This window comes from Marinobacter alkalisoli (assembly GCF_045449795.1).
Taxonomy (GTDB): domain Bacteria; phylum Pseudomonadota; class Gammaproteobacteria; order Pseudomonadales; family Oleiphilaceae; genus Marinobacter.
Window position 1 is genome coordinate 141,592 of sequence record NZ_JBJJLB010000021.1, and the last position, 12,858, is coordinate 154,449.

26 protein-coding genes are annotated in these 12,858 nt (G+C 54.7%); all 26 read right to left on the reverse strand.

Going from position 1 to position 12,858, the window contains the following annotated elements; all coding sequences use genetic code 11:
- Positions 1–7: 7 nt before the first annotated feature.
- Positions 8–397, reverse strand: coding sequence for a 30S ribosomal protein S11 (gene rpsK, locus ACJO3M_RS10285; RefSeq protein ID WP_004580767.1), 390 nt, complete (start codon positions 395–397; stop codon positions 8–10).
- Positions 398–410: 13 nt separating this feature from the next.
- Positions 411–767 carry a 30S ribosomal protein S13 gene (rpsM, locus tag ACJO3M_RS10290; protein WP_407001307.1) on the reverse strand — a complete coding sequence of 119 codons (357 nt, stop codon included), beginning with the start codon at positions 765–767 and terminating at the stop codon, positions 411–413.
- A 140-nt stretch (positions 768–907) separates the two neighbouring features.
- Positions 908–1,021 (reverse strand): 50S ribosomal protein L36, encoded by a 114-nt coding sequence (gene rpmJ / locus ACJO3M_RS10295; protein WP_008174902.1) that lies wholly within the window; start codon positions 1,019–1,021, stop codon positions 908–910.
- A 30-nt stretch (positions 1,022–1,051) separates the two neighbouring features.
- Positions 1,052–2,374, reverse strand: coding sequence for a preprotein translocase subunit SecY (gene secY / locus ACJO3M_RS10300; protein WP_407001308.1), 1,323 nt, complete (start codon positions 2,372–2,374; stop codon positions 1,052–1,054).
- A gap of 17 nt (positions 2,375–2,391) precedes the next feature.
- Positions 2,392–2,826 carry a 50S ribosomal protein L15 gene (rplO, locus tag ACJO3M_RS10305; RefSeq protein ID WP_406985919.1) on the reverse strand — a complete coding sequence of 145 codons (435 nt, stop codon included), beginning with the start codon at positions 2,824–2,826 and terminating at the stop codon, positions 2,392–2,394.
- Between the two features lies 1 nt (position 2,827).
- Positions 2,828–3,016, reverse strand: coding sequence for a 50S ribosomal protein L30 (gene rpmD, locus ACJO3M_RS10310; protein ID WP_012139786.1), 189 nt, complete (start codon positions 3,014–3,016; stop codon positions 2,828–2,830).
- 4 nt (positions 3,017–3,020) lie between these two features.
- The gene (rpsE, locus tag ACJO3M_RS10315; protein WP_012139784.1) at positions 3,021–3,521 is read right to left on the reverse strand and encodes a 30S ribosomal protein S5; all 501 of its coding nucleotides are present in this window, start codon (positions 3,519–3,521) and stop codon (positions 3,021–3,023) included.
- Between the two features lie 12 nt (positions 3,522–3,533).
- A complete protein-coding gene (gene rplR, locus ACJO3M_RS10320; RefSeq protein ID WP_012139782.1) occupies positions 3,534–3,881 on the reverse strand; it encodes a 50S ribosomal protein L18 in 348 nt (115 codons plus the stop codon).
- A 9-nt stretch (positions 3,882–3,890) separates the two neighbouring features.
- Positions 3,891–4,424 (reverse strand): 50S ribosomal protein L6, encoded by a 534-nt coding sequence (gene rplF, locus ACJO3M_RS10325; RefSeq protein ID WP_407001309.1) that lies wholly within the window; start codon positions 4,422–4,424, stop codon positions 3,891–3,893.
- Positions 4,425–4,433: 9 nt separating this feature from the next.
- A complete protein-coding gene (gene rpsH / locus ACJO3M_RS10330; RefSeq protein WP_406985925.1) occupies positions 4,434–4,826 on the reverse strand; it encodes a 30S ribosomal protein S8 in 393 nt (130 codons plus the stop codon).
- 90 nt (positions 4,827–4,916) lie between these two features.
- Entirely contained in the window at positions 4,917–5,222 is a 306-nt protein-coding gene (gene rpsN, locus ACJO3M_RS10335; RefSeq protein ID WP_008174884.1) for a 30S ribosomal protein S14, read from the reverse strand.
- A gap of 12 nt (positions 5,223–5,234) precedes the next feature.
- On the reverse strand, positions 5,235–5,774 hold the full coding sequence (rplE, locus tag ACJO3M_RS10340; RefSeq protein WP_297792966.1) for a 50S ribosomal protein L5: 540 nt from the start codon (positions 5,772–5,774) through the stop codon (positions 5,235–5,237).
- Between the two features lie 15 nt (positions 5,775–5,789).
- Positions 5,790–6,110 carry a 50S ribosomal protein L24 gene (rplX, locus tag ACJO3M_RS10345; RefSeq protein ID WP_407001310.1) on the reverse strand — a complete coding sequence of 107 codons (321 nt, stop codon included), beginning with the start codon at positions 6,108–6,110 and terminating at the stop codon, positions 5,790–5,792.
- 16 nt (positions 6,111–6,126) lie between these two features.
- Positions 6,127–6,495: a 50S ribosomal protein L14 gene (gene rplN, locus ACJO3M_RS10350; RefSeq protein ID WP_007154005.1), complete on the reverse strand. Its 369-nt coding sequence runs from the start codon at positions 6,493–6,495 to the stop codon at positions 6,127–6,129.
- An 18-nt stretch (positions 6,496–6,513) separates the two neighbouring features.
- Positions 6,514–6,780 carry a 30S ribosomal protein S17 gene (gene rpsQ / locus ACJO3M_RS10355; protein ID WP_012139774.1) on the reverse strand — a complete coding sequence of 89 codons (267 nt, stop codon included), beginning with the start codon at positions 6,778–6,780 and terminating at the stop codon, positions 6,514–6,516.
- A 1-nt stretch (position 6,781) separates the two neighbouring features.
- On the reverse strand, positions 6,782–6,973 hold the full coding sequence (gene rpmC / locus ACJO3M_RS10360; protein WP_407001311.1) for a 50S ribosomal protein L29: 192 nt from the start codon (positions 6,971–6,973) through the stop codon (positions 6,782–6,784).
- Entirely contained in the window at positions 6,973–7,386 is a 414-nt protein-coding gene (gene rplP / locus ACJO3M_RS10365; protein WP_027830882.1) for a 50S ribosomal protein L16, read from the reverse strand. Before rplP ends, rpmC begins: the two co-directional genes overlap by 1 nt.
- Positions 7,387–7,398: 12 nt before the next feature.
- On the reverse strand, positions 7,399–8,082 hold the full coding sequence (gene rpsC, locus ACJO3M_RS10370) for a 30S ribosomal protein S3 (RefSeq protein WP_406985932.1): 684 nt from the start codon (positions 8,080–8,082) through the stop codon (positions 7,399–7,401).
- An 11-nt stretch (positions 8,083–8,093) separates the two neighbouring features.
- Positions 8,094–8,426, reverse strand: coding sequence for a 50S ribosomal protein L22 (rplV, locus tag ACJO3M_RS10375; protein ID WP_048497742.1), 333 nt, complete (start codon positions 8,424–8,426; stop codon positions 8,094–8,096).
- A gap of 16 nt (positions 8,427–8,442) precedes the next feature.
- Positions 8,443–8,718, reverse strand: a complete 276-nt coding sequence (rpsS, locus tag ACJO3M_RS10380) for a 30S ribosomal protein S19 (RefSeq protein ID WP_007154011.1) — start codon at positions 8,716–8,718, stop codon at positions 8,443–8,445.
- 23 nt (positions 8,719–8,741) lie between these two features.
- Complete coding sequence (gene rplB / locus ACJO3M_RS10385) at positions 8,742–9,569, reverse strand: 50S ribosomal protein L2 (protein WP_012139769.1); 828 nt, start codon at positions 9,567–9,569, stop codon at positions 8,742–8,744.
- 17 nt (positions 9,570–9,586) lie between these two features.
- Positions 9,587–9,880, reverse strand: coding sequence for a 50S ribosomal protein L23 (gene rplW / locus ACJO3M_RS10390; RefSeq protein WP_127330392.1), 294 nt, complete (start codon positions 9,878–9,880; stop codon positions 9,587–9,589).
- Entirely contained in the window at positions 9,877–10,482 is a 606-nt protein-coding gene (gene rplD / locus ACJO3M_RS10395; RefSeq protein WP_127330390.1) for a 50S ribosomal protein L4, read from the reverse strand. Before rplD ends, rplW begins: the two co-directional genes overlap by 4 nt.
- An 11-nt stretch (positions 10,483–10,493) precedes the next feature.
- Complete coding sequence (gene rplC, locus ACJO3M_RS10400; RefSeq protein ID WP_406985937.1) at positions 10,494–11,132, reverse strand: 50S ribosomal protein L3; 639 nt, start codon at positions 11,130–11,132, stop codon at positions 10,494–10,496.
- A gap of 74 nt (positions 11,133–11,206) precedes the next feature.
- Positions 11,207–11,518, reverse strand: a complete 312-nt coding sequence (gene rpsJ, locus ACJO3M_RS10405; RefSeq protein WP_077529290.1) for a 30S ribosomal protein S10 — start codon at positions 11,516–11,518, stop codon at positions 11,207–11,209.
- 188 nt (positions 11,519–11,706) lie between these two features.
- Positions 11,707–12,858: elongation factor Tu (gene tuf, locus ACJO3M_RS10410; protein ID WP_406999795.1), on the reverse strand; the 1,152-nt coding region annotated here is incomplete at its 5' end.

Here is a 12,858-nt window from a genome sequence, read left to right on the forward strand (position 1 = left end):
TCCTGTGTTAGACGCGGCGCTTTTTGGGCGGACGACAGCCGTTATGGGGAATCGGCGTCACATCAGTGATGTTGGTGATCTTGTACCCGCAGCCATTCAGCGCGCGTACAGCGGATTCACGTCCGGGCCCAGGACCCTTAACCTCTACGTCCAGGTTTTTAAGGCCGTATTCAGCAGCCGCATTACCGGCTCTTTCAGCTGCTACCTGCGCAGCAAAAGGTGTACTCTTGCGTGACCCACGGAAACCGGAACCACCAGAAGTAGCCCAGGACAGGACGTTGCCCTGACGGTCAGAAATGGTCACGATAGTGTTGTTGAAGGACGCGTGAATGTGCGCGACGCCATCAACAACCGTCTTTTTCACCTTTTTACGGGTACGTGTACCTGGCTTTGCCATGTTTGCCTACCTGTTACTTACGAATAGGTTTGCGAGGACCTTTACGGGTGCGGGCGTTGGTCTTGGTGCGCTGGCCACGGACCGGAAGGCCATGACGATGACGCAGACCACGGTGACATCCGAGATCCTTCAAACGCTTGATGTTCATCTGTACTTCACGACGCAGATCGCCTTCGACAGACACCTTGCCCACTTCACTACGAAGGGATTCAAGCTGCTCGTCGGACAGGTCTTTGACCTTGACGTCCGGCTTGACGCCGGTTGCATCGCAAAGCTTTTGGGCTGTTGTCTTGCCAACACCAAAGATGTAGGTCAGCGAGATAACAGCATGTTTGTTATCGGGTATATTGACACCGGCTATACGTGCCATCCAAATTACTCCGCGTTCAAAGCTTTGCTGTGTGAATTTTCCGCCACAAAAAGGGCGCGAAATAATAGCGCCTGACCCCATTCAGAGTCAAGCGCTATCATTCCGGAACCCTGCAATGTCAGGAAGGCTTCCCGAAGGAATCAGCCCTGGCGCTGCTTGTGACGAGGCTCCGAGCAAATGACTCGTACCGAGCCATTGCGACGAATTACTTTGCAGTTACGGCAAATTTTCTTTACCGAAGCGCGTACTTTCATTGTCGACTCCAGTTTTCAAGGGGAACGGTTTTAACCGTTCCGACCATAGCCCTTGAGATTGGATTTCTTCATCAACGAATCATATTGATGAGACATCAGGTGCGACTGAACCTGCGCCATGAAATCCATCACCACGACTACAACAATCAGCAGTGAGGTACCACCCAGATAGAACGGTACATTCCCGGCCACCATCAGAAACTGAGGGAACAGGGAAACTGCTGCAATGTACATTGCACCGAACAGAGTCAGCCGGGTCAGAACGCCGTCGATATACTTGGCTGTCTGATCACCGGGACGAATGCCCGGAATAAACGCTCCAGAGCGCTTGAGGTTATCCGCAACTTCTTTCGGATTGTACATCAGTGCTGTGTAGAAGAAGCAGAAGAATACCACTGCTGCCGCAAACAGGATAATGTACAGGGGCTGGCTTGGCGCCAGTGCCTGGGAGATATCACTCAGCCACTCCATACCTTCGCCCTGACCAAACCATTGCCCCAGCGATGCCGGGAACAACAGGATGGAAGACGCGAAGATCGGCGGAATAACACCGGCCATATTGACCTTCAGCGGCAGATGGCTGGACTGCTGGGCGAACACCCGACGGCCCTGCTGACGCTTGGCGTAGTTGATAGTCAGGCGCCGCTGACCTCGCTCCATGAACACCACAAAGCCAACCACGGCAATCGCCAGCACACCAATACCCAGAACAACGAGAAGACTCATCTCGCCATTCCGTGCCTGCGACAGTGTCTGACCGATAGCACCGGGCAAACCGGCAACGATCCCGGCGAAAATCAGCAGGGAAATACCGTTACCGACGCCACGCTCGGTGATTTGCTCACCGAGCCACATCATGAAGACAGCACCACAAACGAAGGACACAACCGCCACAAAGTGGAAGCTGAAGCTGTCGTTAAAGGTGACGCCCTGAGATGCCAGACCGACAGAAATACCGAAGCCCTGAACCAGGGCCAGGATAACCGTACCATACCGCGTGTACTGGCTGATCTTGCGACGGCCAGCCTCGCCCTCTTTCTTCAGCTGCTCAAGCTGCGGGCTTACCGCTGTCATGAGCTGCATGATAATAGAGGCGGAGATATACGGCATGATACCGAGTGCGAAGATACTCATGCGCTCAAGCGCACCACCGGAAAACATGTTGAACAGACTCAGGATCGTGCCCTGGTTCTGATCGAACAATGCCGCCAGGCGGTCAGGGTTAATACCCGGCACCGGTATATGGGCACCGATACGGTACACCAACAATGCCAGGAAGACGAACCAGAGCCGCGAACGCAGCTCTGCCAGTCCTTTTCCCGCGCCCGCAGGCAATGATGCTGTCTTGGCCATTTAGTCCTCGACTCGCCTTAGTCTTCGACTTTTCCACCCGCGGCAGCAATAGCCTCGCGTGCGCCCTTGGTCACTCGCAGACCTTTTACGGTTACCGCCCGGCTCAGTTCGCCGGAAAGGATAACTTTCGCTTCGCGAATTTCTTCACGAACGATGTCTGCTTTTTTGAGTGCTTCGAGGTCAACTACGTCACCCTCTACCTTCGCCAGTTCATTCAGGCGAATTTCAGCAACATAACGCTGCTGACGAGAAGTGAAACCAAACTTCGGCAGACGGCGGGCCAACGGCTGCTGACCACCCTCGAAACCGGGAGCAACACTGCCACCGGAACGGGCTTTCAGACCCTTGTGACCACGGCCACCGGTTTTACCGAGACCGCTACCGATACCGCGACCTACGCGCTTGGCAGCAGGACGTGAACCGGGATCCGGACTAAGTTCGTTCAGACGCATCTTAGTTCTCCTCAACCCGAACCAGGTAATCAACCCGGTTGATCATGCCGCGGATGGAAGGCGTATCTTCCACTTCCACGGTGTGACCGATTTTACGAAGACCCAGGCCCTTCACACACAGTTTGTGCTTGGGCTGGCAGCCGATGGGGCTGCGGGTCAGAGTTACTTTGATCGTTTTTGCGTTCGCCATGACTTCAACCCAGAATCTCTTCCACGGTTTTACCGCGCTTGGCTGCAATATCCTCAGGCGCTTGTGTCGCCTGGAGACCCTTGATGGTGGAACGTACCACGTTCACCGGGTTGGTAGACCCGTAACACTTGGACAGTACGTTCTGAACACCGGCAACTTCCAGTACTGCACGCATCGCACCGCCGGCGATGATACCAGTACCTTCAGACGCAGGCTGCATGTAGACTTTGGAGCCGCCATGCTGAGCCTTCACCGCGTATTGCAGAGTGGTACCGTCAAGCGGAACCTCTACCATGTTCTTGCGCGCAGCTTCCATTGCCTTCTGGATAGCGACCGGCACTTCACGTGCCTTGCCACGACCAAAACCAACGCGACCTTTACCATCACCCACTACAGTCAGTGCGGTGAAGGCGAAAATACGGCCACCTTTTACAACCTTGGCGACACGATTGACCTGAACCAGCTTCTCCTGGAGCTCAGGCGCCTTCTGTTCGTTAACGCTCATCTTCTCCACCTCTTAGAATTGCAAGCCAGCTTCACGGGCTGCGTCGGCCAGAGCCTGGACCCGACCGTGATAACGGTAACCGGAGCGGTCAAAAGCAACGCTCTCTACACCTGCCGCCTTGGCACGCTCAGCAATCAGCTGACCGACCTTCTTGGCAGCTTCCACGTTACCGGTTGCACCCTGGCGCAGTTCCTTATCCAACGTGGAGGCAGTGGCAATAACCTTGCTGCCATCTGCAGTTGTAACCTGGGCATACATGTGACGCGGCGTGCGGTGAACGCACAGGCGGTCGGTACCCAGCTTACGGATCTTCATGCGCACTTTGCGTGCGCGACGCAATCTTTCGTTATTCGCGCTCATAGTCCCGCCTTATTTCTTCTTGGCTTCTTTGCGTCTGACCTGCTCATCCGCATAACGCACACCCTTGCCTTTATAAGGCTCTGGCGGACGGAATGCGCGGACTTCCGCAGCGACCTGGCCAACCTGTTGCTTGTCGATTCCGCGAATCACAACTTCCGTATTAGACGGAGTTTCAGCGGTAATCCCCTCGGGCAGCTCATACTCGACCGGGTGTGAGAAACCCAGTGTCAGGTTGAGCTTCTTACCTTGCGCCTGGGCACGGTAACCTACGCCCGTCAGCGCGAGCTTACGCTCCCAGCCTGTAGAGACACCGGTCACCATGTTGTTGACCAGTGCACGGGTGGTACCAGCAAGAGCGCGGGACTGTTTGGCACCATCGCGGGCTGCAAAGCGAAGAACGTTTTCTTCCTGCTTTACTTCTACCGCCTGGTGAATGGTGATTTGAAGCGCTCCCTTGGAGCCCTTCACATTAATTTCCTGTCCGTTCAGCTTAACCTCAACACCGGAAGGCAGCACGACAGGATTATTGGCAACCCTGGACATGTGATTCTCCTAGAATACGGTGCAGATGACTTCGCCACCCACGCCGGCAGCTCGTGCGGCGCGGTCTGTCATAACGCCCTTGGACGTTGAGACAATCGCGACTCCCAGACCGCCGGATACTTTCGGCAGTTCCCCAGCGCCTTTGTACTGGCGCAGACTCGGACGGCTGACCCGCTTGATCTCCTCAATAACCGGCTTGCCGCCGAAGTATTTCAGAGTAATCGTCAGCTCGGGCTTCGCGTCAGCTGAAACGGAAAAATCTTCAACGTAACCTTCGTCCTTCAGGACCTGGGCCACGGAGATCTTCATCTTTGAAGACGGCATGGCCACGTCGGCCTTCTGTGCCATCTGTGCGTTACGAATACGCGTAAACATATCCGCAAGCGTATCTTGCATACTCATTGGTATGAGGCTCCTGATCTTTTTAGTTGTGCAGCGGCGTGCCGCACCGCTTACCAACGGGCACCTGACCTGGTGGTCAGGATGCCAGTCTTACCAGCTTGCCTTGGTCAGACCCGGTACGTCACCGCGCATGCCGTATTCACGGAGCTTGATCCGTGAAAGCTCGAACTTGCGCAGAACGCCGTGGGGGCGACCAGTCACCTGGCAACGATTACGAAGACGCGAGGGAGAAGCATCACGAGGAAGCTGTTGCAGCTTCATCTGTGCGTCCCAGCGGTCATCATCGCTGGTATTCGGGTTCTTGATAATCGCCTTGAGCTCGGCGCGCTTCGCTGCAAACTTCGCAACGGTTTTCTCGCGCTTGAGCTCACGGTTCTTCATGGAAACCTTAGCCATTACACTCGTTCCTTATTTCTTGAACGGAAAGCCAAAGGCTTTCAACAGTTCGCGACCTTCGTCGTCGGTACCGGCAGTGGTGGTAATGGTGATGTCCAGACCACGGATCTTGTCGACTTTATCGTACTCGATCTCGGGGAAAATGATCTGCTCACGCACACCCATGCTGTAGTTACCGCGACCGTCGAACGATTTGGGGTTCAGACCGCGGAAGTCACGAACGCGGGGAACCGCGATGTGAACCAGGCGATCAAAGAAATCCCACATACGCTCGCCACGCAGGGTAACCTTACAACCGATAGGCCAACCTTCACGGATTTTGAAACCCGCGACGGATTTACGTGCCTTGGTAACAACCACTTTTTGACCTGCCAGGCGCTCAAGATCCGCCACGGCATTCTCAATCAGCTTCTTGTCACCAACCGCTTCGCCGACACCCATGTTCAGGGTGATCTTTTCGATACGCGGCACCTGCATCACGTTCTTGTAGCCGAACTCTTTCTGCAGGGCGGGTACCACTTCCTTACTGTACTGCTCTTTCATGTTAAGCATCGTAACCACCACCGCTTACTGGTTATCGACAGCTTCGTTCGTGGACTTGAAGATCCGCACTTTGGCGCCGTCTTCCTTGATCTGGAAGCCTACGCGATCGGCTTTGCCGGTCTGCGGATTAAAAATAGCCACGTTGGAAGCCTGGATAGGTGCTTCTTTTTCGACGATGCCACCTGGGGAGCCCAGCATCGGGTTCGGCTTGGTGTGCTTCTTCATCATGTTGATGCCAGAAACAATCACTCGGCCATCGTCCTGAACCTTCAGGACTTTACCACGTTTGCCTTTATCTTTCCCCGTAGTGACGATTACTTCGTCATCTCGTTTAATCTTTTTCATAACCGGCCTCTGGTCCTTAAAGTACTTCGGGTGCCAGTGAGATAATTTTCATGAACTTCTCATTACGCAGTTCACGGGTAACCGGTCCGAAGATACGGGTACCAATCGGTGCGTCCTGATTGTTCAGAAGTACTGCCGCGTTTCCGTCAAAACGGATAAGCGACCCGTCGGGACGACGTACACCCTTGCGAGTACGTACAACGACAGCTTTCAGGACCTGGCCTTTCTTCACTTTACCGCGGGGGATGGCTTCCTTGACGGTCACCTTGATGATATCCCCTACGCTGGCATAACGCCTGTGTGAACCGCCCAGGACCTTGATGCACATCACCTGACGCGCACCGCTGTTATCCGCGACTTCAAGCATTGTTTGAGTCTGAATCATGGTTGTTCTCCGGGCGAGTTACACCTTGGATGCACGTTCGGTGACTTCCACCAGGGCCCAACTCTTGGTCTTGGAGACCGGACGGGTTTCCTGAATGGTCACAGTGTCACCGACATTGCACTGATTGCTCTCATCATGAGCATGAATCTTGGTTGAGCGCTTCATGTACTTACCGTACAGCGGATGCTTCACCTGACGCTCAACCAGGACCACGATGGATTTCTCCATCTTGTTGCTCACGACCTTGCCGCTCAGAGTTCTGGCAGTTTGGGTAGCTTCGGTCATGTCACTGTCCTGCCTTTTCATTCAATACTGTTTTCACGCGAGCAATATCGCGCTTCACATTGCCGAGAAGGTGAGACTGATTCAGCTGACCTGTCGCCTTGCGCATGCGCAGGTTGAACTGCTCCTTCAGGAGGTCGATCAGCTCGCCGTTCAGCTCCTCGACTGACTTATCACGCAGCTCTGTTGCTTTCATCACATCACCGTCCTCGTTACAAAGGTGGTCTGTACCGGCAATTTGGCCGCAGCAAGAGTGAACGCGTCACGAGCGATTTCCTCGGAAACACCTTCCATCTCATAAAGCATCCGGCCTGGCTGGATTTCAGCCACCCAATACTCGACAGAACCCTTACCTTTACCCATTCGTACTTCAAGCGGTTTGCTGGAGATCGGCTTGTCCGGGAAAATCCGGATCCAGATCTTACCGCCCCGCTTGATGCGACGAGTCATGGTACGACGCGCTGCCTCAATCTGGCGCGCAGTTATACGCCCACGAGTAGTCGCCTTCAATCCGTATTCACCGAAGCTCACCTTGTTAGCGCGGTGAGCGAGACCGGTGTTACGGCCTTTCATTACCTTGCGAAATTTGGTGCGTTTTGGTTGCAGCATAAGAGTGCCCCTTTACTTAGAACCTTTCTTCCCAGAGGCTTTCTTGTCAGCACGGACCTGCTCCATACCACCAAGAATCTCACCTTTGAAGATCCATACCTTGACGCCGATAACGCCGTAAGTGGTATGCGCTTCGTAGGTTGCGTAATCAATATCTGCACGCAGAGTGTGCAGAGGTACACGACCTTCGCGATACCACTCGGAACGCGCGATTTCAGCACCCCCGAGACGTCCGCCTACCTGGATCTTGATACCCTTCGCGCCCTGGCGCATGGCGTTCTGCACCGCACGCTTCATAGCGCGACGGAACATCACACGACGCTCCAGCTGGCCGGCAACGTTTTGCGCTACCAGGCGGGCATCCAGGTCCGGCTTGCGGACTTCTTCGATGTTGATGTGCACGGGCACACCCATCATGTCGCTGACTTCGCGACGCAGACGATCAACATCTTCACCCTTCTTACCGATAACAATACCGGGGCGGGCAGTATGGATCGTGATACGGGCGTTCTGAGCAGGGCGCTCGATCACAATCTTGCTGACAGACGCCTTGACCAGACGCTTGTCAAGGAATGCACGAACCTGAATGTCGTTCAACAGGTTGTTCGCATATTCCTGCTTTTCGGCATACCACACTGAGTTGTGCTCTTTGATCACACCCAGGCGAATGCCGGTTGGATTTACTTTATGACCCATCTGAGCATCTCCTACTTGTCGGCGACCTTGACGGTGATATGGCAGGTGCGCTTGAAAATCCGGTCAGCGCGCCCCTTGGCTCGAGCTTTGATTCGCTTGAGCGTCGGACCCTCATCCACCATCACGGTGGAAACCCGCAGTTCGTCAACGTCCAGACCTTCGTTGTGCTCAGCGTTGGCGATGGCAGACTCAAGAGCTTTCTTGATGACTGTTGCCGCCTTTTTTGGGCTGAAAGTCAGAATGTTTAGGGCGTCCTCAACAGCCTTGCCGCGTACTTGGTCAGCGACAAGACGTGCTTTCTGAGCTGAGAGGCGAGCGCCCTTATACTTGGCTGCTACTTCCATTTCTATTACCTCAGAATCAGCGTTTAGCTTTCTTGTCGGCCGCATGACCACGATAAGTACGCGTTGCCGCGAACTCACCCAGCTTATGTCCAACCATATCTTCGGTGACATAAACCGGCACGTGCTGCTTGCCGTTGTGGACTGCAATGGTCAGGCCTACCATCTCCGGAAAAACTGTTGACCGGCGCGACCAGGTCTTGATCGGCCGCTTGTCGTTAGCTTCCAGAGCTGCCTCGACCTTCTTCAACAGATGCAGGTCTATAAAAGGACCTTTCTTTAAAGAACGTGGCACAGCAATTACCTCTATGTAGTCGTTTACTTGGCCGAACGACGACGTACTATCATCTTGTCAGTACGCTTGTTCTTACGAGTCTTATGCCCTTTGGTCGGAACACCCCAAGGAGTAACAGGGTGACGCCCGCCAGAGGTACGCCCTTCACCACCACCATGCGGGTGGTCAACTGGGTTCATAGCAACACCACGTACTGTTGGACGTTTACCGCGCCAACGTGATGCACCCGCTTTACCAAGCTGCTTGAGGCTGTGTTCGCTGTTGGAGACTTCACCCAACGTTGCGCGACAGTCAACAAGCACCTTACGCATTTCACCTGAGCGCAGGCGGATGGTGGCATATGCACCTTCACGCGCTACCAGCTGTACGGATGCGCCCGCGGAGCGAGCCAGCTGGGCACCTTTGCCAGGCTTGAGTTCGACGCAGTGGATCACGGAACCGACCGGAATATTCCGGAGCGGTAGCGTGCTGCCCACTTTAATCGGCGCGTCGATACCGGAACGCACAGGATCTCCGATCTGCATACCTTTGGGAGCGATGATGTAACGACGCTCGCCATCGGCGTACTTCAGGAGCGCGATGTGCGCGGAGCGGTTAGGATCATATTCCAGGCGCTCAATAGTCGCCGGAATGCCATCTTTAGTCCGCTTGAAATCAATTACGCGGTAGTGCTGCTTGTGGCCACCACCAACGTGACGGGTAGTGATGCGACCAAAATGGTTACGACCACCCGACTTACTCTTAGTTTCTACCAACGGCTCGTAAGGGCGCCCCTTGTGAAGATCAGGGTTGTAGAGCTTTACAACGTGACGGCGGCCGGCAGATGTTGGCTTGGTTTTGACGATCGGCATATTACGACCCCTTTACCTTATTCCACATCCAGAAAATCGATGTCCTGACCTTCCGCAAGCTTTACATAAGCCTTACGCAGATCATTACGCTTGCCGAAACCGCGGATGGTACGCTTGAGCTTACCCTTACGGTTCAGAACCTGAACACCTTCGACGGTGACGTTGAACAGCTGCTCAACGGCTTTCTTGATCTCGGGCTTAGTGGCATCAGGTGCTACACGAAACACCACCTGATTGCTTTCCGCCACCAGAGACGCTTTCTCTGATACGTGCGGTCCCAGAAGAACCTTGTAAATACGTTCCTGATTCATCCCAGCATCTCCTCGATCTTCTTCAGAGCGGGAACAGTCACAACGACTTTCTCGAAGGCAACCAGGCTAACCGGGTCCAGACCTGCAACGTCACGCACGTCAACGTGCGGAATGTTGCGGGAGGCCAGGTGCAGATTCTGCTCAACGTTGTCGGACAGAATCAGAGCGTTATTCACACCGATGTCCTTCAGCTTGGCGTTGAAAGCCTTGGTTTTGGGGGTGTCGACATTCATGTCGTCAACCACAACCAAACGCTCCTGGCGAACCAGCTCGGAAAAAATAGAGCGCATCGCTGCGCGGTACATCTTACGGTTGACCTTCTGCTCGAAGTCACGAGGCTTGGCAGCAAAGGTCACACCACCGGAGCGCCAGATCGGGCTACGGATTGTACCTGCACGAGCACGACCTGTGCCCTTCTGACGCCAGGGCTTCTTACCGCCGCCACTGACTTCTGAACGTGTTTTCTGAGCCTTGGTACCCTGACGGCTGGCTGCCATATATGCAGTAACCACCTGGTGAACCAGCGACTCGTTAAAATCTTTGGCGAATGCGGCATCGGAAACAGAAATTCCCTTGCCGCTACCTGTAATAGTCAATTCCATCGCACCGCTCCTCAGGCTTTAACTGCAGGCTTGATGACAACGTTACCGCCAGTCGCGCCGGGAACGGCACCACTTACCAGCAGCAGGTTGCGCTCGGCGTCGACGCGGACGACCTTCAGGTTCTGCACAGTCACCTGCGCGTTCCCCATCTGGCCCGCCATCTTCTTGCCCTTGAATACCTTGCCCGGAGTCTGGTTCTGACCAATGGAACCCGGAGCACGATGCGACAGTGAGTTACCGTGGGTCGCGTCCTGCATGGAGAAGTTCCAGCGCTTAACACCGCCCTGGAAACCTTTACCCTTGGACTGACCAGTGGCATCAACAACCTGACCGTCTTCGAAGACAGAAGCCGTGATCTCGCCGCCGGCTACCAGGTCTTCACCTTCGCCATCGGCCAGACGGAACTCCCACATACCGCGACCAGCTTCAACGCCGGCTTTGGCATAGTGGCCTGCTTCGCTCTTAGTCACACGAGAGGAACGACGAGCACCGACGGTTACCTGAACCGCGCGATAACCATCGCTTTCAAGAGTTTTGAGCTGGGTAATGCGGTTGGGCTCAACCTCAATTACCGTAACGGGCAGCGCCTGCCCATCTTCCGTAAAAATACGGGTCATACCGGCCTTACGACCGACAACACCAATTGCCATGTTTCACCTCTTAAGTGTACGGGGCTCTCACCCTCTATGGCCTTATGACAGTTACACAGACTTAGCCGAAGGGCTTAGCCGAGGCTGATCTGAACGTCTACACCTGCTGCCAGGTCCAGCTTCATCAAAGCATCTACTGTCTTTTCCGTCGGCTCAACAATGTCGAGCAAACGCTTATGAGTACGAATTTCATACTGATCGCGCGCGTCTTTGTTGACGTGCGGAGAAATCAGGATGGTGTACTTTTCCTTCCGCGTCGGCAGAGGGATTGGCCCACGCACCTGAGCGCCGGTCCGCTTAGCGGTATCGACAATCTCCTGCGTGGACTGGTCGATCAGGCGATAATCAAACGCCTTCAACCGGATTCGAATTTTTTGGCTTTGCATGATGCACCAAACTCCACTCGTAGCAGCTACTTGTTTAGCCGACCTTCAAAAAAAGGAGCCGCATTGTATGCATAATACCCAACCGTGTCAACTGCAATGCAGATTGACCCGGTCGGGCATCAATTCGCGGCTGAAACAGAAAAAGGGGCTGATGTTTCAGCCCCTTTTTCCTGGATCAATCGAGTGGATTACTCGATGATCTTGGCGACTACGCCGGCACCAACGGTACGGCCACCTTCGCGAATCGCGAAGCGCAGACCATCTTCCATGGCGATCGGAGCAATCAGGGTAACACTCATCTTCACGTTGTCACCCGGCATTACCATTTCCACACCTTCCGGCAGTTCGCAAGAACCGGTTACGTCGGTGGTGCGGAAGTAGAACTGCGGACGGTAGCCCTTGAAGAACGGCGTATGACGACCACCTTCTTCTTTGGACAGAACGTACACTTCGCACTCAAACTTGGTGTGCGGAGTGATGGAGCCCGGAACCGCCAGAACCTGACCACGCTCAACGTCGTCACGCTTGGTACCACGCAGCAGAACACCAACGTTCTCACCGGCACGGCCTTCGTCCAGCAGCTTGCGGAACATCTCAACACCGGTACAAGTGGTCTTCACGGTATCTTTGATACCAACGATTTCCACTTCGTCACCCACCTTGATGATGCCACGCTCAACACGACCGGTTACCACAGTACCACGACCGGAGATGGAGAATACGTCCTCAATCGGCATCAGGAACGGCTGATCGATTGCACGCTCCGGCTCAGGGATGTAGTCGTCCAGGGCTTCTACCAGCTTCTTGACAGCGGTAGTACCCATTTCGTTGTCGTCCTTACCTTCCAGCGCCATCAGCGCGGAACCGGCAATGATCGGGGTGTCGTCGCCCGGGAAGTCGTACTGCTCCAGCAGTTCGCGAACTTCCATCTCAACCAGCTCGAGCAGCTCTTCGTCGTCTACCATGTCGGCCTTGTTCAGGAACACGACAATGTACGGTACACCAACCTGACGAGACAGCAGGATGTGCTCACGAGTCTGCGGCATGGGGCCGTCAGCTGCGGAACATACCAGGATCGCGCCGTCCATCTGCGCCGCACCGGTGATCATGTTCTTCACATAATCCGCGTGGCCCGGGCAGTCTACGTGGGCGTAGTGACGAGTCGGAGAATCGTACTCTACGTGGGAAGTCGCGATGGTGATACCACGCGCCTTCTCTTCCGGTGCGTTGTCGATCTGGTCGAATGCACTGGCAGTACCTGTACCCCAGACTTCGTGACATACACGAGTCAGTGCTGCTGTCAGAGTGGTCTTACCATGGTCAACGTGACCAATGGTGCC